The following is a 25,742-nucleotide window of genomic DNA, read 5'->3' as shown; positions in this document are numbered from 1 at the left end:
CCAGAAGAGCAAGGAGCTTTCGGCCGGCAAGGTTAACGCATTGTGCGCCGCACAACGATGTTGCAATGCACAATAAAATGCCCTATATAAGATTTATCCAATTTATCGCGGGCATGAGATCTGCCCATCCTAAAGGAACACGATCCGATGGCTACCATAAAGACAGACGACGTTTTTTCAATTGCCTCTTTCGACCCGAGCAAGCTGGCCGAGTCCTTCCGTGACTTCGCCGAAAAGGGTGCTCAGCAGTCCAAGGAAGCCTACGCCAAGCTGAAGTCCGCAGGCGAAGAAGCCGGCAAGACGCTGGAAGCAACGGTCCAGACCGCACAGGCTGGCAGCGTTGAAATCGGCCTCAAGGCGATCGACGCGCTCCGCGTCAATGCTGAAAGCTCGCTCTCGCACATGGAAGCGCTTCTCGGCGTCAAGTCCGTCGCCGAATTCTTCGAACTGCAGACCTCTTTCCTGCGTAAGCAGGCTGAACTGACCGTCGAGCAGGCGAAGTCGCTGCAGGAAACCACCAAGCAGGTTGCCGAAAATGTTGCAAAGCCTTCCAAGGAAGCTGCTGAAAAGGCCATGGCATCCTTCAAGGTTGCCTGATCTACCAGGCTCGATAGATAATAAAGGCTGGACCGCATGTTCAGCCTTTTTGTATATTGAGCGCAAATCGGGGCTTGAATTAAAGTTCAAGTCCTCGTATGTGACCCCCGTCGCGCAGAGCGTGACATTGTGCGGTTGTAGCTCAGTTGGTTAGAGCGCAGGTTTGTGGCACCTGAGGTCGGAGGTTCGAGACCCCCCAACCGTACCATTCTCTCCCATAAGTTGGTTTTCCCGTTCGGCAATGCACGGCATCAGCGCTTTTTGATGTCAAAATGATGCCTGCTCGCATTTTGCTATTGCCGTTAACATTAGTTTACCTATTTATGTGCGGTGCGATGCAGCAATTGCCCAATGTCTTCGTTGCGTTGCGAAATGCTGGCGGCTTGCCGCCTGGGGGTAGGGACAGTCCACCGAGGCATTAAGGAGAATTTGATGTCCATTTCTGTTCAGAATATAGAGGAATCGACCGCTGTTTCCCCGATTGACGTGGCAGCTGCGGTTAGGGACGCACGCAGTGCGGTTGGCTACAGCATTGAAGACCTCGCAGTCACCTGCGGTCTGGCCAACGGGGAAATCCTCGAAATCGAAAATGGTGAAAGCGCCGATCCGGCAAAGCTGAGGCGTATTGCTGCAGCACTGCAGGTTCCAGTTTCTGCCTTTTTGCATATCTGATGAGGCGACAAGGCCGATCAGCATTTTCTGATCGGCCGTCGTCCCCTTTTAAGGAACATGATTGGAACTCTTGTGCTCCCGCGCCGTTCAACGGTTGACGGGAGTATGTGTATGTCCAAGACCCTTCTTTACGGCGCAACGAAGATCGATGAGACGAATGCGGCTTACGCGGCTGTCGCCAGTCTCGAACAGTTTCAGTGGAAAAACCGCGTCTTCATTGTGATTGCCGACCAGGACAATTCCCGCGCGGCCCGCCAGGAAAACCAGTTGCTTGCCGATCGCGCCGCTCTTGAGGAGCGGGATATGGTCATTCTCAAGCTTGCCGGATCGAGCATAAAGCCGCTCTTCGGAAGCGGCGACGGGCTGGACGGCGAGGCGCTCCGACAGGAACTGGATATGCCCGACACGGGCGAATTTGCCGCCTTCCTGCTTGGCAAGGATGGCACCGTGAAGCTGAAGGCCAGTGAGCCGATCACATCAGGCGAACTCTTCGCCATCATCGATAGCATGCCGGTGCGCGCTGCCGAAACCGTCAGGCACGACAAATAATCCAATATCGCAATCGTAAGGAGCCGGCCATGTCCGTCCCGAACGAACCTATTCCCGACCAGCCGCCTATGCCTTCACCGGGCTGGAAGCCGGAGCCGCCGGTCAAGGAACCGGAACCGGATCGCCTGCCGGATGAAACGCCGCTTCCCAACCCTGATGAGAACGAGGAACCGGCAAAGCATCTCTAGAGCAATTCCAGCAAAAGTGTGCAGCGGTTTTGTGTCCGGAATTGCGAAAAACATATGTATTACAGGAAGATCTGCCTTTCCTCATCGACGAGTTCCTGCAGGAAATCGATGACGCTGCGCACGCGCACCAGATCGCGCGCACTTTCGTGGTAGGTCGTCCAGTAGGCGCGGCGGATGGAAACCTCCGGCAGGATGCGCACCAGTTCTTGGTATTGCCGGGCGATATAATCGTGCAGGATGCCGATGCCGGCGCCGGAACGTACGGCCTCGGTCTGGCCGATCGCCGTCGAGATCTCGAACCCCGCATCCCAGCTGCGCATCACCTCGCCAGAGAAATTCAGGGAGGCAGTGAAGATCAGGTCTTCGACGTAGCCGATGCGCGGATGGGCCTTCAAGGCATCGACATCTTCGGGCTTTCCACGCTGCGCCAGATAATCCCGCGACGCGTAGAGACCGAGCGTATAGTCGGTCAGCTTGGACGAGACGAGCCGCCCCTGTTCCGGACGCTCCAGCGTGATGGCGATATCCGCTTCACGCTGCGACAGCGAGAAGGAACGCGGCACCGGCACGAGCTGGATCTTCAGCTCCGGATATCGTTCGATCAGCCGGCCCATGCGCGGCGCAAGAAAGGAAACACCAAACCCATCGGGCGCGCCGATGCGCACCGTTCCGGCAATGGCCGTGTCGGTGTGGCCGAGATTGGCCTGCGCGGCAAGCATCTCCGTTTCCATCCGCTCAGCCGAGGCAAGAAAGACTGCGCCTTCAGCGGTCAGCTCGCAGCCATTCGTCCGGCGTATGAAAAGCCGTGTTTTCAGTGCCTCTTCGAGTGAGGTCAACCTGCGCGAGAGCGTGGCGTGATTGAGCCCCAGCCTCTTCGACGCAGCGAGGATCTGCCCTGTGCGGGCGACGGCCAGGAAAATGCGAACGTCATCCCAGTTCATGGCTTTGAACGCATGACGATGGGTTCGACGTCGATAAGCGTCAGCGCTGTCACCATGCCTGATGTCTCGGTTTTGTATTTCAGGAAATGCGGCGTCTGCAGATGAGCCTCGTATGCTTCCCTGTTGGCATAGACCTCGAGGATACGGATCTTATTCGGATAATCTCTGATGGAAACGGCATTCAGGGAAAGGACACCGTCTTCCAGCGCGACGGATGCTTCGATTTCCTCGGTCAGCAGCGCGCGATAAGCTTCGAGCATGCCTGGATCGATCTCCAGTTCTGCCATTCTGACGACAGGTTTCCCGCTCATCGGTTCGACCTCCCTTTGACTTGTCCGCGTGCCGTGCCAGTTTTGAAGCAGGAGCACCGGTCACAGCGATCGAGCTATAATATACGCACAACGGTTGCTTATTACAGCGCATTGATTTGTGCAAATTGAAGTGCGATTGTTGCGCCATCCAAAAGAGATCAGGAGGAACACCCATGCGTGAGATTGGTCATTTCATCGGCGGCAAGAAGGTCGCCGGCACCAGCGGCCGCACCAGCGACGTCTTCAACCCGGCGACCGGAGAAGTGCAGGCAAAGGTCGCGCTCGCAAGCGTCGAGGAGCTGCGCGCCGCCGTCGAAAACGCCAAGGCCGCTCAGCCGAAATGGGCGGCCACCAACCCGCAGCGCCGCGCCCGCGTCTTTTTCAAGTTCGTCGATCTCCTGAACCAGCACATGGATGAGCTTGCGACGCTGCTTTCCAGCGAGCACGGCAAGACGGTCGAGGATTCCAAGGGCGATGTCATCCGCGGCCTCGAAGTCTGCGAATTCGTCTGCGGCATCCCGCATCTTGCCAAGGGTGAATTCACGGAAGGCGCCGGCCCGGCGATCGACATGTATTCGCTGCGCCAGCCGGTCGGCATCGGCGCCGGCATCACGCCTTTCAACTTCCCGGGCATGATCCCGATGTGGATGTTTGCTCCGGCAATCGCCTGCGGCAACGCCTTCATCCTGAAGCCATCCGAACGCGACCCGTCCCTTCCGATCCGTCTTGCCGAACTGATGATCGAGGCCGGCCTGCCGGCTGGCATCCTCAACGTCGTCAACGGCGACAAGACGGCCGTCGATGCGATCCTCACCGATCCCGATATCGGCGCCGTCTCCTTCGTCGGCTCCACGCCGATTGCCCGCTACGTCTATGGGACGGCTGCGATGAACGGCAAGCGCGCCCAGTGTTTCGGCGGCGCCAAGAACCACATGATCATCATGCCGGATGCCGATATGGACCAGGCCGTCAACGCCCTGATGGGCGCCGGCTACGGTTCGGCTGGCGAGCGCTGCATGGCCGTCTCGGTTGCCGTGCCGGTCGGCGAGGAAACGGCAAACCGCCTCGTCGAGAAGCTGGTCCCGAAGATCGAATCCCTGCGCATCGGTCCCTACACCGATGACAAGGCGGACATGGGTCCTGTTGTCACAAAGGATGCCTATAACCGCATCCAGGGCCTGATCAACAAGGGTATCGAAGAGGGCGCAAAGCTTGTCGTCGATGGCCGCGATTTCAAGCTTCAGGGTTATGAGGACGGCTATTTCGTCGGCGGCTGCCTGTTCGACAATGTCACGCCTGAGATGGAAATCTACAAGACCGAGATCTTCGGGCCGGTTCTGTCCGTCGTTCGCGCCCACAACTATGAAGAAGCGCTCTCCCTGCCGATGAAGCATGAATACGGCAACGGCGTCGCGATCTACACCCGCGACGGCGACGCTGCCCGCGACTTCGCCTCCCGCATCAACATCGGCATGATCGGCATCAATGTTCCGATCCCGGTGCCGCTCGCCTACCACTCCTTCGGCGGCTGGAAGGCTTCGAGCTTCGGCGACCTCAACCAGCATGGCACGGATTCCATCAAGTTCTGGACCCGGACCAAGACCGTTACCGCCCGCTGGCCATCCGGCATCAAGGGCGGCGCCGAATTCGTCATGCCGACGATGAAGTGATCCGAATAACCTTCGCCATTTTGGAAGCGGGTCCGAGAAGGGCCCGTTTTCGTTTTAAACGCTGCGGCGAGCAGTCGCGGGAAACGTGAATGTGAATTTCATATTTTGGAATTGTTCAAAACTGTGAAAGCCACTATATACGGTTCACGAATGATTTAGGAGATCGGCATGCGGTTGACGAAGCAGACCAACTATGCGGTTCGCATGTTGATGTATTGTGCAGCCAATGATGGACATTTGAGCCGGATTCCGGAGATTGCCAGAGCATACGGTGTTTCCGAGCTCTTCCTTTTCAAGATTCTGCAGCCTCTCAACAAGGCGGGCCTTGTCGAGACGGTGCGCGGCCGCAACGGCGGTGTGCGCCTTGGCAAGCCGGCGACTGATATCAGCCTTTTTGATGTGGTAAGGGTCACCGAAGACAGCTTCGCCATGGCGGAATGCTTTGAAGATGGTGTGGTCGAGTGCCCGCTGGTCGATAGTTGCGGCCTGAATTCGGCGCTGCGTAAGGCGCTGAACGCCTTCTTCGACGTGCTGACCGAATATTCGATCGATGACTTGGTAAAGGCGCGGCCGCAGATCAACTTTCTGCTGGGCCTCACCGGCGAACAGCACTATCGCAAGCCCGTCGTTCCGGCACCGGCCGCCTGATACTTGAATATTCTGATATCGTCATGAACCACGGCTGTTTTCGATAGCCGTGGTTTTTCATTTGCACTCACGGATTGTTGATATATCAGAGCCCGTTGAAACCGTTCTCAACGCCTTCCGCGACGCCAAATTGTACCAAAAGCGACAAAAATGCGGTTGAACGTGCCTCAATCTTGCAAATTTTGGCCTATTTTTGACCGAAAATTTCTAAAATTGCTTTTCTGGAAAAATTTTCTGCGGATGCCGTTGCGTTCAGCAAATAAATATCGTTCCATCGGCCCGCTGATCGGGGTAATGAGCGCCCGATCTCTAAAGATCAAAAAAGAACAAACCTGGGAAACGATATCATGAAAAAGTTCTCTGTCCTGCTCGCAGCGACAGCCCTGGCTTCGGTCATGGCCACCGCCGCGTATTCCAAGACGCTTGTCTATTGCGCCGAAGGATCGCCGGAAGGCTTCGATCCGAGCCTCTACACGTCAGGCACGACCTTCGACGCGTCTTCACGTACGGTCTACAGCCGCCTCGTTGAATTCAAGCATGGCGGTACGGAGATCGAGCCGGGTGTTGCCGACAGCTGGACGGTTTCCCCCGATGGCAAGGAATATACCTTCAAGCTGCATCCCGGCGTGAAGTTCCAGACCACCGATTTCTTCACCCCCTCGCGTGATCTCACCGCCGACGACGTGGTTTTCTCGTTCGAGCGCCAGATCAAGTCGGACAATCCGTGGAACAAGTATGTCGAAGGCGGTTCTTACGAATATGCCGCCGGCATGGGCTTCCCTGACCTCATCAAGTCGGTCGAGAAGGTTGACGATCTGACCGTCAAGTTCACGCTGAACCATCCGGAAGCTCCGTTCCTGGCCGACCTCGCGATGGACTTCGCATCCGTCGTTTCCAAGGAATATGCCGACAAGCTCGCCGCTGACGGCAAGATGGCCCAGCTGAACCAGCAGCCGCTCGGCACCGGTCCGTACACCTTCGTTGCCTATCAGACGGATGCCGTCATCCGCTACAAGGCCAACGAAACCTACTTCAAGGGTAAGGAAAAGATCGACGATCTCGTCTTCGCGATCACCCCGGACGCCGCTGTCCGCGCCCAGAAGCTGAAGGCCGGCGAGTGCCACCTCGTCCCGTATCCGAATGCTGCTGACGTTGCCGAGCTCAAGAAGGATCCGAACCTCACGGTTATGGAACAGGCTGGCCTGAACGTCGGCTTCCTCGCCTACAACACCCAGCAGGCGCCGTTCGACAAGCCGGAAGTCCGCCGCGCGCTGAACATGGCGATCAACAAGCAGGCAATCATCGACGCCGTCTTCCAGGGCGCTGCCCAGGTTGCCAAGAACCCGATCCCGCCGACAATGTGGTCCTATAACGACAAGATCCAGGACGACAAGTACGATCCGGAAGGCGCCAAGAAGGCTCTCGCAGCCGCTGGCGTCAAGGATCTGTCGATGAAGATCTGGGCAATGCCGGTTTCGCGTCCGTACATGTTGAACGCTCGCCGCGCCGCCGAACTGATGCAGGCAGACTTTGCCAAGGTCGGCGTCAAGGTCGAGATCGTCACCCATGAATGGGCCGAATACCTGAAGCTCTCCTCCGACGTGAAGCGCGATGGCGCTGTCATCATCGGCTGGACCGGCGACAACGGCGACCCGGACAACTTCATGGACACGCTGCTCGGCTGCGACGCTGTGGGCGGCAACAACCGCGCTCAGTGGTGCAACAAGGACTATGACGCTCTGATGACGAAGGCCAAGGAAACGGCTGACGTTGCTGCCCGCACGAAGTTCTACGAAGAAGCACAGGAAATCTTCAAGAAGGAAGCTCCCTGGGCTCCGCTCGACCACTCGCTGGTCTTCGTCCCGGTCAGCAAGAAGGTATCGGGCTTCCATATGGATCCGCTCGGCATCCACCGCTTCGACGGCGTTGATATCGCCGAATAAGAAAAATGATAAACTGCCCGGCTGAAACCGGGCTCGACCGGCGGTCAGGTCTCCACCTGACCGCCGGAAACTATTGGACAACCTTGCTATGTTGCGATTTCTCATCGGGCGCCTCGCAGTCCTGATACCGACCTTCCTCGGCGTTTCGCTCATTGCCTTCTCGTTCATCCGCCTGCTTCCTGGCGATCCCGTCATGCTGTTGTCGGGCGAACGAACCATGGCACCCGAACGTCACGCCCAGATCATGCACGATCTCGGTTTCGACCGGCCCATGTACGTGCAATACTTCGATTATCTCGGAAAAGTGCTGCACGGCGATCTCGGTACCTCGATCGTTACCAAACGTGCGGTTCTCGGCGAATTCTTTACGCTCTTCCCGGCAACGCTTGAGCTTTCGCTCTGCGCCATCCTGGTGGCAATCCTTCTCGGCGTGCCGGCCGGCGTCTTCGCGGCCGTCAAGCGCGGAACATGGTTCGATCAGAGCGTGATGGGCGTTGCCCTTATCGGCTATTCGATGCCGATCTTCTGGTGGGGCCTGCTGCTCATCATCTTCTTCTCCGGCTATCTCGGCTGGACGCCTGTCTCCGGCCGCATCTCGCTGATGTATTTCTTCAAACCTGTCACCGGCTTCATGCTGATCGACAGTTTGCTCTCCGGCCAGAAGGGCGCCTTCGCCTCGGCCGTCAGCTATCTCATTCTGCCGACCGTGGTGCTTGCCACCATTCCGCTTGCGGTTATCGCCCGCCAGACCCGCTCGGCGATGCTCGAAGTGCTGGGCGAGGATTACGTGCGCACGGCCCGCTCCAAGGGTCTGGCGCCGCTGCGTGTCGTCGGTATTCATGCGCTCAGAAACGCTATGATCCCGGTCATCACCACGATCGGCCTGCAGGTCGGCGTACTGCTCGCAGGCGCCATTCTTACCGAAACGATCTTCTCCTGGCCGGGCATCGGCAAGTGGATGGTCGATGCGGTCTTCAAGCGCGACTATGCAGTCGTTCAGGGTGGTCTTCTCCTGATCGCCGGCATTATCATGCTGGTGAACCTGATCGTCGACCTGACCTACGGCTTCATCAATCCGCGTATCAGGCACTAGGAGCGGTCCATGAGCACGGTTACTGCAAAATCCGACCAGCCCTCCGCCCTCACGGAATTCTGGTACTACTTCTCCCGAAACAAGGGCGCCGTCATCGGCCTCTTCGTCTTCGCCATCATTCTTCTCATGGCGATCTTTGCGCCGCTCGTCTCGCCGCACGCGCCGACCGAGCAAAACCGCCAGCTTCTCCTGTCTGTCCCCTTCTGGATGGATGGCGGCAGCTTCTCCTATCCGCTCGGAACCGATGCCGTCGGTCGCGATATCCTTTCGCGCCTGATCTTCGGCGCACGGTTTTCGCTGTTCATCGGTGTCGTGGTCGTCACGCTGTCGGTGGTCGCGGGCGTGCTGATCGGCCTCGTTGCCGGCTATTTCCGTGGCCGTGTCGATATCGTCATCATGCGCCTCATGGATATCATCCTGGCCTTTCCGTCGCTGCTTCTGGCCCTCGTGCTCGTCGCGGTGCTGGGTCCCGGCCTGCTCAATGCCATGATCGCGATCTCGATCGTCAACCAGCCGCATTTCGTGCGCCTGACACGCGCCGCCGTGATGGGCGAGCGTGAAAAGGAATATGTGGTGGCCTCCCGCGTCGCCGGTGCCGGCACCTTCCGGCTGATGTTCAAGACGATCCTGCCGAATTGCCTCGGACCGCTGATCGTCCAGGCAACGCTTGCCTTCTCCGCCGCGATCCTCGATGCAGCCGCCCTCGGCTTCCTCGGCATGGGCGCTCAGCCGCCGACACCTGAATGGGGCACGATGCTTGCCGAATCCCGCGAGTTCATATCGCGCGCCTGGTGGGTTGTTACATTTCCAGGTCTTGCGATTCTCATCACCGTTCTCGCCATCAACCTGATGGGCGACGGCCTGCGTGATGCGCTCGACCCCAAGATGAAGAGGTCCTGAGATGGCGCTTCTTGAAATTGAAAATCTCGTCGTCGAATTCCAGACGTCGACCGGTCCTTTCCGCGCCGTCGACGGCGTTTCGCTGAAGGTCGACGCGGGTGAGATTCTGGCGATTGTCGGCGAATCCGGCTCCGGCAAGTCGGTCTCGATGCTCGCTGCCATGGGCCTTCTGCCCTGGACGGCAAAGGTGACGGCCGACAAGATGGTTTTTGACGGCCAGAACCTGCTCGGCATGTCCGGCGCCAAGCGGCGCGAAATCATCGGCAAGGATATGTCGATGATCTTCCAGGAGCCGATCGCGAGCCTCAATCCCTGCTTCACCGTGGGCTTCCAGATCGAAGAGGTGCTGAGAATTCACCTCGGTCTCGACAAGGCGGCGCGGCGCAAGCGCGCAATCGAGCTTTTCCAGGCGGTTGGCATTCCCGATCCTGCCGAGCGGCTCAACCACTTCCCGCATCAGATGTCGGGCGGCCAGTGCCAGCGCGTCATGATCGCCATCGCGATTGCCTGCAACCCGAAGCTCCTGATCGCCGACGAGCCGACCACCGCGCTCGACGTGACTATCCAGAAGCAGATCCTCGATCTGCTGATGCGCCTGCAGACCGAACATCGCATGGGCCTGATCATGATCACGCACAATATGGGTGTGGTCGCCGAAACGGCCGACCGGGTGATCGTCCAGTACAAGGGCCGCAAGATGGAAGAGGCCGACGTGCTGTCCCTCTTCGAATCCCCGAAGAGCGATTACACGCGGGCACTGCTCGCCGCCCTTCCGGAAAACGCGACGGGCGACCGGCTGCCGACCATCGGCGAGCTTTTCAATCCGAACAAGACTGTGGAGGGAGCGGCCTGATGACGCCAGTTCTCGAAGGAAAGAACATCGTCCGCGACTATTACCTACCGGGCGGCATGTTCAAGAAGGCGCGAACGGTCCATGCCGTCAAGGGCGTGAGCTTCAGCGTGGAAGAGGGCAAGACGCTGGCGATCGTCGGCGAAAGCGGCTGCGGCAAGTCCACGCTTGCGCGCATCATAACAATGATCGACCCTGCCACGGCAGGCGAGCTTTTCATCGATGGCAAGAAGGTCGATATCTTCAAGGGCGATCTGACGCCGGAAATCCGTCGCAAAGTGCAGATCGTCTTCCAGAATCCCTACGGATCGCTGAACCCGCGCAAGAAGATCGGCGACATCCTGATGGAACCGCTGATCATCAACACCAATACGCCGGCTGCCGAGCGGCGCGACCTGGCAATGGCGATGCTGAAGAAGGTCGGCCTGCAGGACGTTCACTTCAACCGCTTTCCGCATATGTTCTCGGGCGGCCAGCGCCAGCGTATCGCCATTGCCCGCGCGCTGATGCTGAACCCGCGGCTCCTGGTTCTCGATGAACCGGTCTCCGCACTCGATCTGTCGGTGCAGGCGCAGGTGCTCAACCTGCTCGCCGACCTGCAGGACGAGTTGAACCTGACCTACGTCTTCATCAGCCACGACCTTTCGGTCGTTCGCTATATGGCAGACGAGGTCATGGTGATGTATTTCGGCGAGGCAGTCGAATACGGCACGCGGGAGCAGGTTTTCAGCGATCCGCAGCACAACTATACCAAGACCCTGTTTGCGGCGACCCCGCGGGCGGATGTCGATACGATCAAGGCACGTCTTGCACGCAAGGCCGCTGCCGTCTCTGCGGCTTCATAAATCCGTAGACAGTCCACGCTGCAACGATGATCGAGATGAACGATGACCGAGAATAACGGAAGCCTCCATGCAATCATCGTCATGGGCGTCAGCGGTTCCGGCAAATCTTCGATCGGCGAAAAGATAGCGGCAGGCCTCGGCCTGCCGTTTGTCGAAGGCGATGCGCTGCATCCCGCTGCCAATGTCGAGAAAATGTCGAAGGGCATTCCGCTCTCCGACGAGGACCGGATGCCCTGGCTCGACCGGATCGGCAAGGAGATGAAGGCGTCGCTTACCAAGGGCAAGGGCATCATCGTCTCCTGCTCGGCGCTGAAGCGCAGCTACCGCGACCGCCTGCGAGCCGCTGCTGGCGGCAACCTCTATTTCGTCTATCTCGAAGGTTCGAAAGAACTGCTGACCGAGCGCATGGGTCACCGCAAGGGCCATTTCATGCCGACCTCGCTCCTGGAAAGCCAGCTGCAGACGCTGGAAGTGCCGACCGGCGAGCCCGGTGTCGTCACCGTCGATATCGAGGACACAATCGACGATATCGCGGCAAAAGCCCTGAAGGCTCTCGCCGCTCTCGGAGTTAGAGCCTTTCCTGGCTAGATTGCAGCATTTTGTTGGCTCAAACGGAGTCGGATGGTCGACCGGCCGGCGCGCGTCGTAGCCCAGATCTACGGCCAAGCCGGCCGGTCGATCAGCCGGCCCGTTTCAGCCAACCCGAAGGGCCGGGCATCTTTCCGCCAGGATCAAAGGCGATCGGCTCGGACGTACCTGGAGGTATGCCCTTCGCCAATCGCCTTTGCCCTTACGAAAACCTGCTCCGGCAGAATGCTGCAATCTAGCCAGGAAAGGCTCTAAGGGTTGAACCGGCTGGGCGAATAGGCCGAGATATTGATGAACGGCGTTTCGCCGCTCATCAGTTCCGCCAGCACACGTCCCGTCACCGGCCCGAGCGTCAGCCCGTGATGGGCATGGCCGAAGGCAAACCACAGGCCCTGATGGCGCGGCGCCTTGCCTATGATCGGCATCATGTCGGGCGTGCAGGGTCGCGCGCCCATCCACGGTTCCGGATCCAGTCTCTCACCCAGCGGGAATATCGTGCGCGCCACGGCTTCGGCCCGGTCGAGCTGCACCGGCGTCTTCGGCGCATCGAGCGTTGCGAATTCCGCCCCCGTTGTCAGGCGCACGCCCTTGTTCATCGGCGCCAGGAAATAGCCGCGCTCGGAATCGAGCGTCCAGTTGTTGAGCACAGCATTGCCCTGCACGCCGTAATGCATGTGATAGCCGCGCTTGACGCCGAGCGGAAAGGAATAGCCGAGGCGGCGCGTCGCGACCGCCGCCCAGGGGCCGAGTGCCAACACGACATCATCGGCCTCCAGCGACCCCTCCGACGTCATGATCTTCCAGCCCGATCCGGCCGGCCCGAGCGACGCCGCATCGCCGGTCACAAATCGCCCACCGAGGCTTTCAAAATAGCTGCGATAGGCACGCGTCAATGCATGCGGATCGAGAACCGACCAGGGATCGACCCAGCGCAGGCCACCGACGAAATCCCCGATAATATTAGGCTCCAATCGAGCGATATCGGCCGAATTCAGGCTCTCATAGCTGACACCGAACTGATCCTTCCAGAGGGCAGCTTCCACAAAGGCTTCGTCACGCTTGGCCTCGGTGCGGAAGATCTTCATCCAGCCATCCCTGCGGATCAGCGCTTCGGCATGCGACGCCTCGATCAGGTCCTTGTGCTCGGTGATCGAATTCTCGATCAGCGGCGCATAGGCCTTGGTGATCATCTCGTGCCGCTTCGGATTGGAGTTCCACCAGTAGCGGGCGAGGAAGGCGAGCTGGCTCGGCAGCGCCTTCAGGTGATAATGCGCATCGATGCGGTTGTTCAGAGCATAGCGCAGCAGCAGGCCGAGCTGCTGGGGAAAACCGTAGGGCATGACGCCTTCGCGCTGGATCAGGCCGGCATTGCCGAAGGAGGTTTCGTTACCCGGCTCCTTGCGGTCGATGAGCGTAACCTGCCAGCCGCGGCGTTGAAGATGAATGGCCGTCGAAACCCCGACGATACCGGCGCCGAGCACGATTGCGTTTTTCGTCATTTTCCCCTGCATTCCGCTATGTTTTAGGCCCTAAAATGCCCATCTCAATGCTGCGGCGCAAACGAAAAATCGCATTTCATTTCAAAATCATTGCGCTTTTGAGTGCGGCATTTTCGGCCCTGATGCGAACAGTCAGGACGGCGGCATTGAGGAGAGAAAAGACGAGCGCATAAAGCGGCATGCCGAGGGCAAGCGGCAGGGCGGCGATCTCACCGATGACGATCATGTAGTTCGGATGTTTGAAGAAGCGGTAGGGGCCGCCTTCGACGAGCGGTGCACCGGGCAGGATGATGATACGCGTCGTCCAGCGCTCCCCAAGTGTGGTCAGCACCCACAGCCGCAGCACCTGCAACAGCATGAAAAGACCGAACCAGAAGAGCTGGATCGGCTGTCCCGTCGCCAGCATCCATAGCCCGGCGAGCCAGCCCGTATGGAGCGCCACCATGTAGGGGTAATGATCGGGCGCGATCTCGCGCCCCCCCCTTGCGAAGAGCGCCATCGTGTTGCGGCGCGCGATGACCAGTTCCGAAAGCCGCTGGGCGGTCACGAAGGTCAGCAATGCGATGGAAGGCCACATCATGCGACCCTCCGCAATGTCACGCAGCTTGCCGTAAAGCCCGGCCCCATGGCGATCATCGCCGCCCGGTCCGGCAGACCTCTGCTGAAAGCGCGCTCCAGAACGAAGAGCACTGTCGGCGAGGACATATTGCCGTAATCTGCAAGCACCGACCGCTCGATGTCGAGCGTATCAGGCACCATGGAAAGCGTGCTCTCCATTGCCGCCAACACCTTCGTGCCGCCGGGATGACAGATGAAACGGTCGATATCATCGCGCTTGAGCCCGCTGCGCGCCAGGATGCCATCGATTGCCGGGCCGAGCTCCTTTTCCGCAAAGGGCGGCAGCGATTGCGCCAGCAGGATGCCGAGCCCGGTTTCATCGATCTTCCAGCCCATGATGTCGAGCGTATCGGGAAACAGGTGATCGCCCGCCGATTCCACTTCCGCCATACCGCCTTGGCCTGATCGTAGCACGCAGGCTGCAGCCCCGTCACCGAAGAGGGCGGTGGCGATGATGTTCGGTTTCGTCAGCTCATCCAGACGGAAGGCCAGCGTGCAAAGCTCTATGGCGACGAAGAGCACGACGGCACCCGGGCGGCTGCGCGCCAACCGCGAAGCGATGCCAAAGCCGGAAACGCCGGCAGCACAGCCAAGCCCGAAGACGGGTACACGCTCGATATCCGCGCGAAAGCCAAGCCGGCCGGCGAGCCGCGCATCGAGGCTCGGCGTGGTGATTCCGGTGGAGGAAACCGTTACCACGCAATCGACCTGATCGGCTGTCAGCCCGGCCTGACCAAGCGCGCGCGTTGCCGTCGCGACGAACAGCGAACCGGCAACCTCCTCATAGGCCTCCATCCTGTCCTGCCAGCCATGCGTCTCTTCAAACCAGGAGAGGGGACGGGCGGCATGCCGCTTTCCGATACCGGCATTGTCGAACACGCGCGCGAGGTGGCGGAATTCCTTGAAGCGATCGGCAAAGAGGCGCGCGGAGGCCTCGGCGGCTTGGCTCTGGGTGATGATATGGTCAGGCACTGCAGTGGCGAGACTTAAAAGTCTGACGGATTGAGTCACGGTATGCTCCTTGTCGTTCCCGGCGGAACGAGCGGAAAACACGCGGGCGCGAAGGTTTATTCAGTACGCTACTCTTCACGAAGCAGTGATCGAAAAAACGCGAAAGCCGGCCGAATAAACCTGCCAACAGCGGTGTTCACTCCTCGCAACGTCATTTTTCGAGGAGTTATCCCATGACGACCAAGACTGTTCGCATCGCTTCTCTCGTGCTCGGCAGCTGCATTGCCGCATCTGTCCTTTCCGGTCCCGTCTTCGCCATTGGCGACGATAGCAGCACCATGCCGGTCTGCAAGAAGGGCGAGATCTATGACAAGAAGGCAAAGAAGTGCGTCAAACAGCAGAGCGCCAACGTGACGGACGAAAACCGTACCGATTACGCCTACTCGCTCGCCAAGGCCGGCCGCTATGAAGAAGCGCTCGCCATGCTCGACACCGTCAAGGATCAGAACAATGCCGAATGGCTGAACTATCGCGGTTACGCCACGCGCAAGCTCGGCCGCACGGATGAGGGTATCTCCTACTATCTGCAGTCGGTGAAGCTCGATCCGCAATATGCCAAGGTCCGCGAATATCTCGGCGAAGCCTATGTCATCAAGGGTGAGCTCAATCTCGCCAAGGAGCAGCTGACCACCATCAAGGCGATCTGCGGCACCGGCTGCGAGGAATATCAGGATCTCAACGCCGCCATCCTCGATCCGTCGAAGATCTAAAGCAATTCCAGCAAAAGTGTGCAGCGGTTTTGCGTCCGGAATTGCGTGAAACAAAGCTGCACACCTGCGTGAGGCAGGAGAGAGATAGGGTTGATTGAAGGGTATTTCCGGATGTCGGTCGCGCACACCACATTTCCTGCCTATAGTCGCGCCAGAACGGAATCGCTGGCCCGGCCGGCGATTCCGAAACAGCCAATACGCGCGGAGGCGGCCATCGCGAGCGAAGCGGATATCAGGAGCGGCCTGACGGAACATCTCGCCCGTCTGTGGCGCTATGGCCTCGTTCTTTCGCATCAGCGTGATGTGGCCGATGATCTCGTGCAGGCGACCTGCGTTCGCGCGCTGGAACGGGCCGATCAGTTTGTCGCAGGCACGCGGCTCGACCGCTGGCTGTTTTCGATCCTGCATTCGATCTGGCTGAATGAGATCCGTGCCCGCCGCGTCCGCCAGGGGCAGGGATTCGTCGATGCCGATGAGACGCTGAGTTTCGATGGCGCCCATGACACCGAAACGCATGTCATGGCGAACCAGGTTTTGAAACAGGTGAATGCGCTGCCGGACGCGCAGCGATCGGCGGTTTTCCTCGCCTATGTGGAAGGGCTTTCCTATCGCGAGGTCGCCGCCATACTGGATGTTCCGATCGGCACCGTGATGAGCCGGCTGGCAGCCGCCCGCGCGAAGCTCTCCGAAACCGTATCGGCAGGGGGATTTGAATGAGCACGAAGCACATAATGCCCTCCGACGAGGAACTGACCGCCTTCATCGATGGTGAACTTGGGCCCGAAGAGGCCGCCCGCATCGAGGCTACGGTCGAGGCCGACGAAGCTGTCGCCGAACGGCTGGAATTCCTGGCGCGTGCAAGCCTGCCTTACAAGCAAGCCTTTGCCCCGCTGCTCGACGCCGCTCCGCGGGCAAAGCTCGAAGCCATGCTGTCGGCCATTCCCGCCGTCCAGCCTGCAAGACCGGCTGCCTTCGTGAGTCGTCGAGGCTTTCTCGGCGCGCTTGCTGCTTCGGTGGTTGCCGGCATCGCCGTCGACCGCGCCGTGATCGGTCTCGGCACGGGGCTCTCGGGCAAGGACGAAAACAGCGAATGGCGCGCCGTCGTTGCCGAATATATCTCGCTCTATACGCCGGAGACGCTCGCCGGTCCCGTCCCGCCCAGAGATGTGCAGGCAGCGCAGCTCGCCAGTCTGGATGGCGACCTCCGCCTCCAGCTCTCGCCAGAGCAGGTCGCCCTGCCGGATATCGATTTCAAGCGCGCCCAGATCCTGCAATATGATGGCAAGCCGCTCGCCCAGATCGCCTATCTGGATCCCGAAACCGGCCCCATGGCGCTCTGCATCGTCGCCTCCGACGGCGGCCCCAAGGCCCCAGATATCGAAGGCCGCAAGGGCATGAATGTGGTCTACTGGGCGAACGCCACCCACGCCTTCATGCTCATCGGCCACGCGCCGGTCGACCGCATGACTGAGATCGCCGACGCGGTACGGAGCAAGATTTCCGTCTGATTGCAACTGACGACATCGGGGCCGTAATCCATCAGTTCACCGCGCTCGCAAGCCGGAGATTTGCCTGTGATACGCTGCCATCTGTTACCGGCGGCCGGGCGTTGACCTCGATGACACCAGAGGTTTTCGGCTTCAGGGCCGGCCGCGGCGCCTTGATGGGCAACGGTGCGCCCGCCGCCTTGCCGGCTGAGCAATTCCCTGACGTGCTGCTCTCGATTTGCGGCTTGCCGTCAGCGCCGCTGAAATAACGGACGCTGCGGGTGCAGACGCCGTTGCCGGACATGGTCGAAACCATCGAATAGCCCTGCATGCCGGCCGGCAGCCTCTTGAGGCCGACATCAGTCAGATTTCCCGGCGACGCCTGCATCATGCTGTCGGCCTGTTGCATCATCGCAGCAGCCTCGCGGTCCATCGCCGCGGATATCAGATCCAGATCGGCAAAGGGAGCGGAAGGCCAGAACGGATCGAAAAGGCGGGAATCCGGCTGACTGTCGAACCGGATTTGCGGCGGTTGGTCACCGGCATAACGAATGTGCTCGAGCGAACCATCCGGCAGTCGCACGACGAGCACATGGGTATCGGTTGATTTGTGGGCGACGGTCTGAGCCTCCGCCGGGCCGACAAACTCGGCGGCGGCGATTGCCACGGCGCTCATGAGAAATGCGATACGAAGCCTCTGCACAATGGCCTCCTGAACGGGAAGAACACAAATCCAATTGCCCGCGCGAATGAAGTGCAGCGGGCACGGCTAGGATCATCATTGTGGCGCAGGCCGAATTTGTGGCGTAGCGCTGCGGCGTGGCGACGCACAAAGCGGGAGCCGAAAGCATGTCGCGCAAAAGTGTTCGGCGGTTTTGCGATTACGACATGCGCAAATGAGGAGGTAAATCGCGGCAAGCGAATCTGAAAGGTCGCAACACGCGTTAGAACGGCTGGGTCTTGTCCGAAACCTGGCTGGCCTGATTGGCGGGGACGAGGCGGTTTAGGCAATTGACGTAGGTCGTATACATCTGTTGCAGCCGCGACAGCGGCACGATCCAAGGCTCTTCATTTCCGGCAAAATCCAGTTCCATATCCGGCGTGCCGATAAAGGAATTCTTGAGCATCTTCTTGATCTGCGCCACACCCGTCTTCTCAGAGGCCGGCAGGATGCGAAGCGTCTTGCTGTCGAAGGCCTCGGCCGGAACAGCCTTGGTGCCGGAATATCCGACAAGCGTTACCTTGGTCGTGGTGCCCTCGGGAATATCCCAGCCGTCTTTCGAGACGAGCCACATGACGGTGTCGAGGTTCTGGCGGAATTCGAGCGTCTTTCCGAGCTCATTGTTCCAAACCAGCCGGCAATAGGACGGTTTTTCCGCGACGAACCCGACAGACCACTGCCGCGCATCGCCCATCCATTCCGTCTCGCTCCCCCGGGCCGTCTCGCTCTGGGCCGTCGCCGGAATGAGAAGTGCCGCCAGCAATATCGCAGAAAAGGTCTTCATGGCTCGAATTGCCTCCAAAGAGTTGGGGTGATTCTACGGGGGGAAGGTTGAGGTTTTGCTACCGGGGATCCAGTCAACTGGAGGATTAAGCGGCAACAATTTCCGCTTCGGGTCGAGTGCGCGACCCCTTGACCACATATCGAAATGCCTCATACAGCAACACCCTGCACCGCTGCAGCAAGCGGCTCCAGCATAGCCATTTCCTCCGTCGAGAGGCTGATCGAGGCCGCGGCAACGTTTTCTACCAACCGGTTGCGCTTGCGTGTTCCGGGGATCGGAACCGTCTTTGCGTTCAGTGTGCCGGACTGGGCATAAAGCCACGCCAGTGCGAGCTGGGCGGGCGTGGTATCCTTGCCAGCCGCGATCTCCTCGATCTTGGCAACTAGCCGCATGTTGGCCTCACGGTTTTCAGCAGAAAAGCGCGGGAAGTTCTGGCGGGCGTCGTCACCCGCCAGTGCGCCCGCGAACGCCTGTCCGGTCAGCATTCCGCGGCCCAAAGGCGAATAGGGCACGATAGTAACGCCAAGTTCGGCGGCAGTCGGCAGTACATCCGTTTCGATATCGCGAGTGAAGATCGACCATTCCGATTGTAGCGCCGCGATCGGATGAATGACATGAGCGGCGCGCAGCTCGGCGGCACTGACCGCGGACAGGCCGAGCCATTTCACTTTTCCTGTCTCAACAAGATCGGCCATCGCACCGATGGAATCCTCCAGCGGCACGGCATCGATCCGGCGATGCATGTAGTAGAGATCGATGACATCCACACCGAGCCGCTTAAGCGAGCGGTCTACGGCGGCCCGGATGAACTCGGGGCGGTTGTCGATGCTCCAGTCATTCGGGTTCTCGGGCGTGCGCGTGTAGCCGAACTTGGTGGCGATGACGACCTTGTCGCGGTTGGCGGCAATGAAGGGTGCCAGGAATTCCTCGTTCGCACCGACACCATACATGTCGGCGCTATCGAACATGGTCACACCAAGTTCCAGCGCGCACTCGAGCGTGGCACGGGATTCGATCTCGTCCGTCGGGCCGTAGAATTCGCTCATGCCCATGCAACCCAGCCCCTGGGCGCCGATCAAGGGGCCATCTTGGCCAAGCTGGACCTGAGGGATGATTGTGATTTCGCTTGTCATATTGGATCTCCACATTTCGACAAGCACCTCTTATAAGTATTGAGTATAGTCCATGGTCAAGGGTTGAATCATGCTGATCTCGGAATTTGCCAGAGCCACTAATCTTCCGGTCGATACGATCCGCTTCTACATCGCCAAGGGGCTGTTGAAGCCCGATCGTAGTTCCAAGGGCGGATCGAACCCGTACCAGATGTTCCGGTCGGAAGACGTTACGGCTGCCAGGATGATCCGCCTGCAGCAGACACTGGGATATTCTCTCGGCGAGATACTGGCGCTCAACGAGGAATATCGCGCGGGGGAGCACTCGCCGGAACGGACGACCGAGGTCCTGCAGTCCCAGATCGAAAGGCTGGAGGAGCGAAAGGCCGCCCTGGATGCGGCCTTGTCATTTCTTCGTGGCAAGGTGGACTGGATCAAGGCTGGCAAGCCGGACGGCGCCCCCCGCCTCGAGGCCTATCAGTGCTGAGCTGATCGTAGCTCTTCCAGTCCCTGTTCCCGCGAGATCACCGGAGAATACCTAAGTTCATGCCGGGCTTTGCTGATATCGAGCGAAACCTCAACGGCTGAGGTGGCATAGGACTGCAGCGTCAGCGGCGGAACGATTCTGCCGCCAGAGATCGTGGCTAGCAGGTCGCCGATCGCGGCCACGCTCCGGACGACTGTGCGCGGAACTGTCTTATCGGGGACAGCCAGTCCCTGTGTTTCCAGCAGTGCCGATACGATAGTCCGGAATTGCACGGGCTCCCCATCCGAGATGAAGTAGACCTCGCCGCTGCGTCCATGGAGGAGCGCCAACTCGACGGCTGCACAAAGATTGGCGATGTGGGTGGTCGAGGTCAGATATCTGCCGCCGCTGATCCAGGCAAATTTGCCGGAGCGAACCGCTTCCGTGAGTGCGGGAAGTGCTGTCGTATCGTCGCGGCCCCAGACGAAACGCGGGCGCAGGACCACGACGGCAAGGTCAGACCCGGTGGCGGCAAGCGCAATGCGCTCCGCCGCCGCTTTTGTGCGGGAATACCCGCCCGCCGGCTTCACGGGTAGAGGCATGGTTTCGTTCACGTTGACCAGCGGCTTGCCAGTGGCGAGAACGGATTCCGTGCTGAGATGGATCACTTTGCGGATGCCGGCGGCGCGGGTGGCATCGAGAACGGCGCGCGTGCCATCCTCGTTTACGCGCCGCTGCCTCTCCTTGGCAGGGCCATGGTCGGTATCGGCAGCGGCATGGATCAGGGCATCGCAACCGGCCATTCCGGTCGCGAGACCACCATCAAAGATGTCGCCTCGGAACAAGGTTGCGCCCAGCGCCTGGACGCGTTCAGCCGACACGTCGCTGCGCACCAGTGTTGTGACCGCGACCCCGCGGGCAATGAAATGGCGGATCAGGTTGCGGCCGACATAGCCGCTTCCTCCTGTCAGGAATATGCGTTGGAACGGGACGAGTTTGCCCGTGGCCGCGGCTTGTGCGGCAATACTGCTGTCGGTCATGCCATTTACCTGATGTGTTTGGGAGGGTCAGTTCGCCGGATTGACGGTGAGATCGACCTCTCCTGGATCGGTTGTGACGAGCCAGTTGATTTCGCGAAGAACCCTGTCGCGCTCTTCGCGCGTGAAATGGTGGAAATCGAGATGCTCGAGGAATTTCAGCCCTTCAAGCGCCAGATAGGCCAGCAACGCCCCGCGCGGCCATTGCGATGTCTCGTGAATGCGGGCGATCGTCCGCGCCTGGTTGTCCTGCATCTTCCCTCGCAGTCCCGCATCCAGTGCCAGAGCGGCGCTGAGGTTGAGGGCAACTGCCCGGAATTCCTCCGGTGGCGGTCCGGCGGCCGCGAGGATTCGGCCGCGGATGGCTCGATTCTTGGGGTCGTCGATCCGTTCCTCCATCCCGACATGACGGGCGTTGTCGCGCTCGAAGGCACGGTCGACGACGGCTTCGATCAGCGCCTGCTTGGACCTGTGGTCGTAGAGTACGCTTGCCTTGTTGACGCCCGCTTCCTTCGCGACGGCGTCGATCGTCAGATTTGCGGCGCCGTCGCGCCCGACGACGCGTTCGGCGGCATCGAGAACAGCCTGTTGATCAATAACCCGCTTCCTGCCCATGAAACCATCCATTTTATTTCCAACCAGATGGTTATAAATAATGAACTTCGATAGTGTCAAGACTGCGAGGGCGTATTGCCGGGACATGGGAAAATACGGCCGGGATCCAACTTCCATCTCGTTTGGCCGCGGCATCGGAAGTCTGCTGCCTGTGACGCCGTAAAAGGCTGGATGATGTCAGCGGTTGCGGAGGTGATCGGTGAATGACTGGACTTGGGCGATGAGCAATGGAGGAGGATCCTCAGTCATTTTTTATGTGACTGTAAGATTGCGTCGTCGCCGGAAAACCATAAGCGTTTCGCCGATTGCACAAATCTACAAATGCAGCGAAATCTAAGGGGATCTTAGCAGAAAATTTGGCTGGGGAACCTGGACTCGAACCAAGATTAACGGAGTCAGAGTCCCCGGCAGATTTTTGATATTGCTTTCGAATTTCTCCAAATGTGGAGAAATCGTGCGATGGAAAATCAAAGCCTTGCGGCAGAATTTCCAACTGAAAATGGCGGCGATTTGGTAGAGCAAGCAGCGCGCTGGCTGGCTCTTAACCGCGATTCTGTCGTTGGACCGGTCATTCCTTTCCTAAAGAGCAAATTCGGCCTGAAGAACCTCGGGGCGATCGAGGCGACGAAACGCGCCCACGCTCTTCGCTATGGCGGGCATGCTAGCTGATGAGCGAACAGCGCGAAAAGAACGATATCGCCATAGCACAAAAAGCACTGTGCCTGGCGCACGGCTTAACCAATGCCGAAAGGATGGTTGCCGGCGCGATCATCAGCCACTTTAACGTCAGAACCCAGCAGTGCGACCCCGGTATAGATCGCCTCGCTACGATGCTTGCCCTCGACGAAAAAACCGTCAGGAGAGCGACAAACTCTCTGTGTGAAGTGCATGGCCTGTTCATGAAGGATAGCCATGGCGGTTATTCCGGCAGGGCTCGCTACGTGCCGATATGGTCAAAGTTCCGGGCAATCGTCTCTGATTGGGAGCACCGAATGGTGACCGGTTCGGCTCCATCAGGCGAAGACAACCGGTCAAGAATGTCCGGTATCGAGGAAGAGCGACCGGACATTCCTGTCCAAACAACCGGACATTTGAAGCCCAAACAACCGGGCAAGAATGTCCGGCAAACTCATTATAAGAACTCAGATATAGAACTCATGAGCCTCTCAAGACCCGTAGAGTTTGCTTCTGACCGTGTTGGGCTTTCGAAGAGTGAGCAAGCGGGAAGCGATCAGAAAAAACGATCTTTAGCGGACCCTGCAACCACTGGTTATCCAGAACGTAGAATGGATTGGAAGACGGCATCGGCAGCCGTGAATGCATCGATCAATTCGTTGCCGCCAGACCTCCGTGCGCAGGCTTGGGCCTTCCTTGCCGATTTGGGGGAAGGCGATGGCTTGAACCGGGCAATCCGCGCTGAGTTGAAGTGCGCCGGAGCGGGGCTTCGCGAGATCCAGAGGCGTATGACGCGACACCGATTAGACGTTGTCGCAGCGTCCAGCGCTGGCTTGCATTGAGGTGGCTAAGGATGGCCCACAAGTGCCACATTGAATGGCGTCGGAGACGTACCGAAATGCGGGCAGCAGCTCGTAAAGCAATCATCTGCGACCGTTGCAGGAAGCCCTTTGACGCGCCGATCGGCAAGGCTGGACGGAAACCAAAATATTGCTCGGCTACCTGCCGCAACGTGTCCAGACCAAACGGGGGAGGGCGGGTCGAAAGTCAGATGGCCTTCGACTGGCTACCGGCGTCCACCCTTTCTGCGCGTGAAGTTGAAATTGAAGGCAAAAAACCACCAATCAAAGGAGTTTTGAGATGGAAAACGAAAAACCGAAAACCGAAGAGAATGCGGCAGCTCGCCAAAAGGCGATGTGTGATTTGATTGTCGAGCGAGCTGCATCGATGATGGTCAAGAAAGCCGGCGCGGACATTCCGTTAGTGCTGGATCGCATGCTTACCTACGCCGCCGCTCAAGCCTGCACCATGAACGGTTCCCCACACACCGCCGCAGCGTTCCGGCTCCTGGCCGACAAAATCGAGGGTGGCGTTTTCCACGGCATCACGGGTGAAGCCGACACACATGCGAGGAGGCATTGACCTCTGTGCTGCATCGCTCTATCCAGTCACTACGCATGCTTCGCGCTGCGAGAGGTAACGCCTTGCGCTTGCCTCGCTTGGATAACCGGCATTGCTTCGCGCTGCCGACCCAATCGATTTGTTGACCACGTTTAGCGTGGCGACCCACCGTTTAACAACGGCGGCGATTGGTGACGCGCGAACATGTCCCGATCCCGCCTCAACAGAGGCTAATCTCATGAAAAGCAATGTTATGCCGCGCGTCGATCTGGACGCGTTGACCCAAGGTCGGGCGCCCGCCGGGATCGACGGTGCTCCTCAAAATTCCGCATCGGAAGAGGGAGGCGCAGGCCTTTCCCGCAGTGAACAGCGCCAGCTTACCCGGCTACTCGGAGACGTGAACAATCGCGTTGGCGAGATCGGTTCGGAGTTGCGAAATCGCATCGACGAGCAGGATGAAAAATTCGCCGAAATTCGGCAGCGTCAGTTCGATGTTGAGCAACGGCTTGCCAGCCGCCGTGGCGGCGGCGGCTCCCAGTCGCTGGGTGCAAGCTCTGGCGACAACTCCGTTTCGTGGGGCGCGGCCGTCACCAACTCGCAAGAGTATCACGCTTTCATGTCGACCGGGTGCAAGGGAAAGGCACATATCCCAGCTGTGGGCAATGCCCTTACCACAGTTACCGGTGGAGCTCTGGTGCGTACGGACCGTGATCCGAATGGGGTTATGCTGCCGCGACGTCGACTGACTGTCCGAGCCCTTGTTGGCGTCGGGAGAACCGGCTCCAATCTGGTTGAGTATTTCCGTGAAAAGGTGTCAGTCAACAACGCGGCACCAGTTGCGGAAGGGGCTCTCAAGCCGGAATCCTCGCTCGAATATGAGTTGAAGAACACGACAGTTCGAACGATTGCGCACTGGATTCCAGCCTCTCGGCAGATCATGGACGATGCGCCTCAGCTTATTACACTGGTAGATTCCTCGCTCCGCTATGGTCTCGCCAACAAGGAAGAGCAACAGCTCCTCTATGGCGATGGTGCGGGCGAAAATCTTCATGGCATGATACCGCAGGCAACCGCGTTCGATGAAGATCGCGTCACCACAGATGATACAAAGCTTGACGTCATCCGGCATGCGATGAGCCAGGCGGAAGAGGCTGATCTCCCCGCCTCTGGCATTATCATCAATACCCGCGACTATTTGGACATGGTGGGCATAAAGGACGCCGGCCATAACTACATCGCTAACAGTCCTCTTGCGGGTGGTTTCGGCACCCTTTGGGGTCTTCCTGTCGTCTGGACGAACAACATCGTCCAGGGTGATTTCCTCGTAGGCGCGTTTGAAACCGCAGCGCAGATCTACGACCGCCTTGACCCGGAAGTCACCGTCTCCAGCGAAGACCGAGACAACTACATCAAGAACATGCTCACGATCCGAGCGGAGGAGCGTTTGGCCTTTGCCGTGAAGCGCGCGGCCGCGCTCATTAAAGGCAGCTTCTCGGTCCTTGAGGACTGACCAAAAGCCGTTTCCGCAAATGCAGTGCGCCGGTACCGGTCTTATCGGCGCCGGCGTCAGCTTGGGCGGGGGCATGACGGTCGGCAAAATAGGCACCGGCAAACCAACAGTACTTTACCGCCTTGCGGAAATGAATTCGCCAACGTCGGACGACGTGAACAATCTAGAAGAATTGCTTTAAATGTGCCGCTCAGACGTCAAGTTACTCTAATGATTTTGGCATCCGCGACCGCCGCGAAACATGGAGAGTGACGGTAAAGTAGTTTGCAATCTGTCATTGAATCGTTAGTTTTGCTGCACT

The 25,742-nt window shown here is 59.1% G+C and carries 30 protein-coding genes and 1 tRNA gene; 21 read left to right on the top strand and 10 right to left on the bottom strand.

The genetic code is table 11. The annotated features are described in order from the left end of the window. Positions 1-147 precede the first annotated feature (147 nt). The 5 genes from J2X71_RS02750 to J2X71_RS02730 all read left to right on the top strand — a co-directional run bounded on the left by J2X71_RS02750 (position 148) and on the right by J2X71_RS02730 (position 2,006). On the top strand, positions 148-597 hold the full coding sequence (locus J2X71_RS02750) for a phasin (protein WP_310378743.1): 450 nt from the start codon (positions 148-150) through the stop codon (positions 595-597). Between the two features lie 131 nt (positions 598-728). Beyond that, positions 729-805: transfer RNA gene (locus J2X71_RS02745), tRNA-His, on the top strand. 224 nt (positions 806-1,029) lie between these two features. Then, positions 1,030-1,269: a helix-turn-helix domain-containing protein gene (locus tag J2X71_RS02740; RefSeq protein ID WP_007819308.1), complete on the top strand. Its 240-nt coding sequence runs from the start codon at positions 1,030-1,032 to the stop codon at positions 1,267-1,269. 111 nt (positions 1,270-1,380) lie between these two features. Continuing rightward, positions 1,381-1,818 carry a DUF4174 domain-containing protein gene (locus J2X71_RS02735; protein ID WP_310378740.1) on the top strand — a complete coding sequence of 146 codons (438 nt, stop codon included), beginning with the start codon at positions 1,381-1,383 and terminating at the stop codon, positions 1,816-1,818. Positions 1,819-1,847: 29 nt separating this feature from the next. Continuing rightward, a complete protein-coding gene (locus J2X71_RS02730) occupies positions 1,848-2,006 on the top strand; it encodes a hypothetical protein (protein ID WP_192728093.1) in 159 nt (52 codons plus the stop codon). Between the two features lie 59 nt (positions 2,007-2,065). Here the strand turns inward: J2X71_RS02730 and J2X71_RS02725 are convergent, their stop codons facing one another. Together J2X71_RS02725 and J2X71_RS02720 are read right to left on the bottom strand one after the other, a co-directional pair. Beyond that, positions 2,066-2,947, bottom strand: coding sequence for a LysR family transcriptional regulator (locus tag J2X71_RS02725; RefSeq protein ID WP_310378736.1), 882 nt, complete (start codon positions 2,945-2,947; stop codon positions 2,066-2,068). After that, positions 2,944-3,258: a putative quinol monooxygenase gene (locus J2X71_RS02720; RefSeq protein ID WP_310378734.1), complete on the bottom strand. Its 315-nt coding sequence runs from the start codon at positions 3,256-3,258 to the stop codon at positions 2,944-2,946. Before J2X71_RS02720 ends, J2X71_RS02725 begins: the two co-directional genes overlap by 4 nt. A gap of 173 nt (positions 3,259-3,431) precedes the next feature. Between J2X71_RS02720 and J2X71_RS02715 the strand changes: the two genes are divergently transcribed. The 8 genes from J2X71_RS02715 (at position 3,432) to J2X71_RS02680 (ending at position 11,795) form a co-directional block, all read left to right on the top strand. Further along, on the top strand, positions 3,432-4,928 hold the full coding sequence (locus tag J2X71_RS02715; RefSeq protein ID WP_310378732.1) for a CoA-acylating methylmalonate-semialdehyde dehydrogenase: 1,497 nt from the start codon (positions 3,432-3,434) through the stop codon (positions 4,926-4,928). 168 nt (positions 4,929-5,096) lie between these two features. Next, a complete protein-coding gene (gene rirA / locus J2X71_RS02710; protein ID WP_310378730.1) occupies positions 5,097-5,576 on the top strand; it encodes an iron-responsive transcriptional regulator RirA in 480 nt (159 codons plus the stop codon). A 347-nt stretch (positions 5,577-5,923) separates the two neighbouring features. Beyond that, positions 5,924-7,519 carry an ABC transporter substrate-binding protein gene (locus J2X71_RS02705; RefSeq protein ID WP_113324865.1) on the top strand — a complete coding sequence of 532 codons (1,596 nt, stop codon included), beginning with the start codon at positions 5,924-5,926 and terminating at the stop codon, positions 7,517-7,519. 88 nt (positions 7,520-7,607) lie between these two features. Then, positions 7,608-8,612, top strand: a complete 1,005-nt coding sequence (locus J2X71_RS02700; RefSeq protein ID WP_113324864.1) for an ABC transporter permease subunit — start codon at positions 7,608-7,610, stop codon at positions 8,610-8,612. Positions 8,613-8,621: 9 nt separating this feature from the next. Then, positions 8,622-9,512 (top strand): ABC transporter permease subunit, encoded by an 891-nt coding sequence (locus J2X71_RS02695; RefSeq protein ID WP_310378727.1) that lies wholly within the window; start codon positions 8,622-8,624, stop codon positions 9,510-9,512. A gap of 1 nt (position 9,513) precedes the next feature. Beyond that, positions 9,514-10,365, top strand: coding sequence for an ABC transporter ATP-binding protein (locus tag J2X71_RS02690; RefSeq protein ID WP_310378725.1), 852 nt, complete (start codon positions 9,514-9,516; stop codon positions 10,363-10,365). Continuing rightward, positions 10,365-11,207 (top strand): dipeptide ABC transporter ATP-binding protein, encoded by an 843-nt coding sequence (locus J2X71_RS02685; RefSeq protein WP_310378723.1) that lies wholly within the window; start codon positions 10,365-10,367, stop codon positions 11,205-11,207. The genes J2X71_RS02690 and J2X71_RS02685 overlap by 1 nt, the downstream gene beginning before the upstream one ends. 42 nt (positions 11,208-11,249) lie before the next feature. Then, positions 11,250-11,795, top strand: a complete 546-nt coding sequence (locus tag J2X71_RS02680) for a gluconokinase (RefSeq protein WP_310378721.1) — start codon at positions 11,250-11,252, stop codon at positions 11,793-11,795. 251 nt (positions 11,796-12,046) lie between these two features. On the opposite strand, the gene J2X71_RS02675 is transcribed toward J2X71_RS02680, so the two are convergent. From J2X71_RS02675 to J2X71_RS02665, 3 genes are all read right to left on the bottom strand, one after another. Further along, complete coding sequence (locus J2X71_RS02675; RefSeq protein WP_113324858.1) at positions 12,047-13,294, bottom strand: FAD-binding oxidoreductase; 1,248 nt, start codon at positions 13,292-13,294, stop codon at positions 12,047-12,049. A gap of 76 nt (positions 13,295-13,370) precedes the next feature. Continuing rightward, on the bottom strand, positions 13,371-13,874 hold the full coding sequence (locus tag J2X71_RS02670) for an isoprenylcysteine carboxylmethyltransferase family protein (RefSeq protein ID WP_310378717.1): 504 nt from the start codon (positions 13,872-13,874) through the stop codon (positions 13,371-13,373). Then, on the bottom strand, positions 13,871-14,923 hold the full coding sequence (locus tag J2X71_RS02665; RefSeq protein WP_310378715.1) for a type III polyketide synthase: 1,053 nt from the start codon (positions 14,921-14,923) through the stop codon (positions 13,871-13,873). Before J2X71_RS02665 ends, J2X71_RS02670 begins: the two co-directional genes overlap by 4 nt. A 173-nt stretch (positions 14,924-15,096) precedes the next feature. Between J2X71_RS02665 and J2X71_RS02660 the strand changes: the two genes are divergently transcribed. The 3 genes from J2X71_RS02660 (at position 15,097) to J2X71_RS02650 (ending at position 17,141) form a co-directional block, all read left to right on the top strand. Next, entirely contained in the window at positions 15,097-15,633 is a 537-nt protein-coding gene (locus tag J2X71_RS02660) for a tetratricopeptide repeat protein (RefSeq protein ID WP_113324856.1), read from the top strand. 111 nt (positions 15,634-15,744) lie between these two features. Next, on the top strand, positions 15,745-16,350 hold the full coding sequence (locus J2X71_RS02655; protein ID WP_310378712.1) for an RNA polymerase sigma factor: 606 nt from the start codon (positions 15,745-15,747) through the stop codon (positions 16,348-16,350). Further along, the gene (locus tag J2X71_RS02650; protein WP_310378710.1) at positions 16,347-17,141 is read left to right on the top strand and encodes an anti-sigma factor; all 795 of its coding nucleotides are present in this window, start codon (positions 16,347-16,349) and stop codon (positions 17,139-17,141) included. The genes J2X71_RS02655 and J2X71_RS02650 overlap by 4 nt, the downstream gene beginning before the upstream one ends. Positions 17,142-17,172: 31 nt before the next feature. Here the strand turns inward: J2X71_RS02650 and J2X71_RS02645 are convergent, their stop codons facing one another. From J2X71_RS02645 to J2X71_RS02635, 3 genes are all read right to left on the bottom strand, one after another. Further along, the gene (locus J2X71_RS02645; RefSeq protein WP_310378708.1) at positions 17,173-17,823 is read right to left on the bottom strand and encodes a hypothetical protein; all 651 of its coding nucleotides are present in this window, start codon (positions 17,821-17,823) and stop codon (positions 17,173-17,175) included. Positions 17,824-18,064: 241 nt separating this feature from the next. Beyond that, positions 18,065-18,625: a hypothetical protein gene (locus tag J2X71_RS02640; RefSeq protein ID WP_310378707.1), complete on the bottom strand. Its 561-nt coding sequence runs from the start codon at positions 18,623-18,625 to the stop codon at positions 18,065-18,067. 149 nt (positions 18,626-18,774) lie between these two features. Further along, complete coding sequence (locus J2X71_RS02635) at positions 18,775-19,758, bottom strand: aldo/keto reductase (protein ID WP_310378704.1); 984 nt, start codon at positions 19,756-19,758, stop codon at positions 18,775-18,777. Between the two features lie 70 nt (positions 19,759-19,828). Here J2X71_RS02635 and J2X71_RS02630 point away from each other — a divergent pair, with 70 nt between their 5' ends. Beyond that, positions 19,829-20,224: a MerR family transcriptional regulator gene (locus tag J2X71_RS02630; protein WP_310378702.1), complete on the top strand. Its 396-nt coding sequence runs from the start codon at positions 19,829-19,831 to the stop codon at positions 20,222-20,224. On the opposite strand, the gene J2X71_RS02625 is transcribed toward J2X71_RS02630, so the two are convergent. Both J2X71_RS02625 and J2X71_RS02620 read right to left on the bottom strand, forming a co-directional pair. Further along, complete coding sequence (locus tag J2X71_RS02625) at positions 20,215-21,243, bottom strand: NAD-dependent epimerase/dehydratase family protein (protein WP_310378700.1); 1,029 nt, start codon at positions 21,241-21,243, stop codon at positions 20,215-20,217. The genes J2X71_RS02630 and J2X71_RS02625 overlap by 10 nt on opposite strands. A 27-nt stretch (positions 21,244-21,270) precedes the next feature. Beyond that, positions 21,271-21,867, bottom strand: a complete 597-nt coding sequence (locus tag J2X71_RS02620; protein WP_310378698.1) for a TetR/AcrR family transcriptional regulator — start codon at positions 21,865-21,867, stop codon at positions 21,271-21,273. Positions 21,868-22,314: 447 nt separating this feature from the next. Here J2X71_RS02620 and J2X71_RS02615 point away from each other — a divergent pair, with 447 nt between their 5' ends. The 4 genes from J2X71_RS02615 to J2X71_RS02600 all read left to right on the top strand — a co-directional run bounded on the left by J2X71_RS02615 (position 22,315) and on the right by J2X71_RS02600 (position 25,441). Then, positions 22,315-22,524, top strand: a complete 210-nt coding sequence (locus J2X71_RS02615) for a hypothetical protein (protein WP_310378696.1) — start codon at positions 22,315-22,317, stop codon at positions 22,522-22,524. Further along, complete coding sequence (locus J2X71_RS02610; RefSeq protein ID WP_310378694.1) at positions 22,524-23,372, top strand: hypothetical protein; 849 nt, start codon at positions 22,524-22,526, stop codon at positions 23,370-23,372. The genes J2X71_RS02615 and J2X71_RS02610 overlap by 1 nt, the downstream gene beginning before the upstream one ends. A 298-nt stretch (positions 23,373-23,670) precedes the next feature. Beyond that, the gene (locus tag J2X71_RS02605; RefSeq protein ID WP_310378693.1) at positions 23,671-23,952 is read left to right on the top strand and encodes a hypothetical protein; all 282 of its coding nucleotides are present in this window, start codon (positions 23,671-23,673) and stop codon (positions 23,950-23,952) included. Positions 23,953-24,169: 217 nt separating this feature from the next. Then, positions 24,170-25,441 (top strand): phage major capsid protein, encoded by a 1,272-nt coding sequence (locus J2X71_RS02600; RefSeq protein ID WP_310378691.1) that lies wholly within the window; start codon positions 24,170-24,172, stop codon positions 25,439-25,441. The last annotated feature ends 301 nt before the right edge of the window (positions 25,442-25,742 follow it).

This window comes from Rhizobium sp. 1399, from assembly GCF_031455475.1.
In the GTDB taxonomy this organism is placed as follows: Bacteria; Pseudomonadota; Alphaproteobacteria; order Rhizobiales; family Rhizobiaceae; genus Rhizobium.
The sequence above is the reverse complement of the archived record's forward strand: the minus strand, read 5'-3'. Positions and strand labels throughout refer to the sequence as shown.

What these genes read in the sequence shown, in the direction of transcription:
- J2X71_RS02750 (WP_310378743.1), top strand. Translation starts at nt 148, where the DNA reads ATGGCTACCATAAAGACAGACGACGTTTTTTCAATTGCCTCTTTCGAC.
- J2X71_RS02740 (WP_007819308.1), top strand. Translation starts at nt 1,030, where the DNA reads ATGTCCATTTCTGTTCAGAATATAGAGGAATCGACCGCTGTTTCCCCG.
- J2X71_RS02735 (WP_310378740.1), top strand. Translation starts at nt 1,381, where the DNA reads ATGTCCAAGACCCTTCTTTACGGCGCAACGAAGATCGATGAGACGAAT.
- J2X71_RS02730 (WP_192728093.1), top strand. Translation starts at nt 1,848, where the DNA reads ATGTCCGTCCCGAACGAACCTATTCCCGACCAGCCGCCTATGCCTTCA.
- J2X71_RS02725 (WP_310378736.1), bottom strand. Translation starts at nt 2,947, where the DNA reads ATGAACTGGGATGACGTTCGCATTTTCCTGGCCGTCGCCCGCACAGGG.
- J2X71_RS02720 (WP_310378734.1), bottom strand. Translation starts at nt 3,258, where the DNA reads ATGAGCGGGAAACCTGTCGTCAGAATGGCAGAACTGGAGATCGATCCA.
- J2X71_RS02715 (WP_310378732.1), top strand. Translation starts at nt 3,432, where the DNA reads ATGCGTGAGATTGGTCATTTCATCGGCGGCAAGAAGGTCGCCGGCACC.
- rirA (WP_310378730.1), top strand. Translation starts at nt 5,097, where the DNA reads ATGCGGTTGACGAAGCAGACCAACTATGCGGTTCGCATGTTGATGTAT.
- J2X71_RS02705 (WP_113324865.1), top strand. Translation starts at nt 5,924, where the DNA reads ATGAAAAAGTTCTCTGTCCTGCTCGCAGCGACAGCCCTGGCTTCGGTC.
- J2X71_RS02700 (WP_113324864.1), top strand. Translation starts at nt 7,608, where the DNA reads ATGTTGCGATTTCTCATCGGGCGCCTCGCAGTCCTGATACCGACCTTC.
- J2X71_RS02695 (WP_310378727.1), top strand. Translation starts at nt 8,622, where the DNA reads ATGAGCACGGTTACTGCAAAATCCGACCAGCCCTCCGCCCTCACGGAA.
- J2X71_RS02690 (WP_310378725.1), top strand. Translation starts at nt 9,514, where the DNA reads ATGGCGCTTCTTGAAATTGAAAATCTCGTCGTCGAATTCCAGACGTCG.
- J2X71_RS02685 (WP_310378723.1), top strand. Translation starts at nt 10,365, where the DNA reads ATGACGCCAGTTCTCGAAGGAAAGAACATCGTCCGCGACTATTACCTA.
- J2X71_RS02680 (WP_310378721.1), top strand. Translation starts at nt 11,250, where the DNA reads ATGACCGAGAATAACGGAAGCCTCCATGCAATCATCGTCATGGGCGTC.
- J2X71_RS02675 (WP_113324858.1), bottom strand. Translation starts at nt 13,294, where the DNA reads ATGACGAAAAACGCAATCGTGCTCGGCGCCGGTATCGTCGGGGTTTCG.
- J2X71_RS02670 (WP_310378717.1), bottom strand. Translation starts at nt 13,874, where the DNA reads ATGATGTGGCCTTCCATCGCATTGCTGACCTTCGTGACCGCCCAGCGG.
- J2X71_RS02660 (WP_113324856.1), top strand. Translation starts at nt 15,097, where the DNA reads ATGACGACCAAGACTGTTCGCATCGCTTCTCTCGTGCTCGGCAGCTGC.
- J2X71_RS02655 (WP_310378712.1), top strand. Translation starts at nt 15,745, where the DNA reads ATGTCGGTCGCGCACACCACATTTCCTGCCTATAGTCGCGCCAGAACG.
- J2X71_RS02650 (WP_310378710.1), top strand. Translation starts at nt 16,347, where the DNA reads ATGAGCACGAAGCACATAATGCCCTCCGACGAGGAACTGACCGCCTTC.
- J2X71_RS02640 (WP_310378707.1), bottom strand. Translation starts at nt 18,625, where the DNA reads ATGAAGACCTTTTCTGCGATATTGCTGGCGGCACTTCTCATTCCGGCG.
- J2X71_RS02635 (WP_310378704.1), bottom strand. Translation starts at nt 19,758, where the DNA reads ATGACAAGCGAAATCACAATCATCCCTCAGGTCCAGCTTGGCCAAGAT.
- J2X71_RS02630 (WP_310378702.1), top strand. Translation starts at nt 19,829, where the DNA reads ATGCTGATCTCGGAATTTGCCAGAGCCACTAATCTTCCGGTCGATACG.
- J2X71_RS02625 (WP_310378700.1), bottom strand. Translation starts at nt 21,243, where the DNA reads ATGACCGACAGCAGTATTGCCGCACAAGCCGCGGCCACGGGCAAACTC.
- J2X71_RS02620 (WP_310378698.1), bottom strand. Translation starts at nt 21,867, where the DNA reads ATGGATGGTTTCATGGGCAGGAAGCGGGTTATTGATCAACAGGCTGTT.
- J2X71_RS02615 (WP_310378696.1), top strand. Translation starts at nt 22,315, where the DNA reads ATGGAAAATCAAAGCCTTGCGGCAGAATTTCCAACTGAAAATGGCGGC.
- J2X71_RS02610 (WP_310378694.1), top strand. Translation starts at nt 22,524, where the DNA reads ATGAGCGAACAGCGCGAAAAGAACGATATCGCCATAGCACAAAAAGCA.
- J2X71_RS02605 (WP_310378693.1), top strand. Translation starts at nt 23,671, where the DNA reads ATGGAAAACGAAAAACCGAAAACCGAAGAGAATGCGGCAGCTCGCCAA.
- J2X71_RS02600 (WP_310378691.1), top strand. Translation starts at nt 24,170, where the DNA reads ATGAAAAGCAATGTTATGCCGCGCGTCGATCTGGACGCGTTGACCCAA.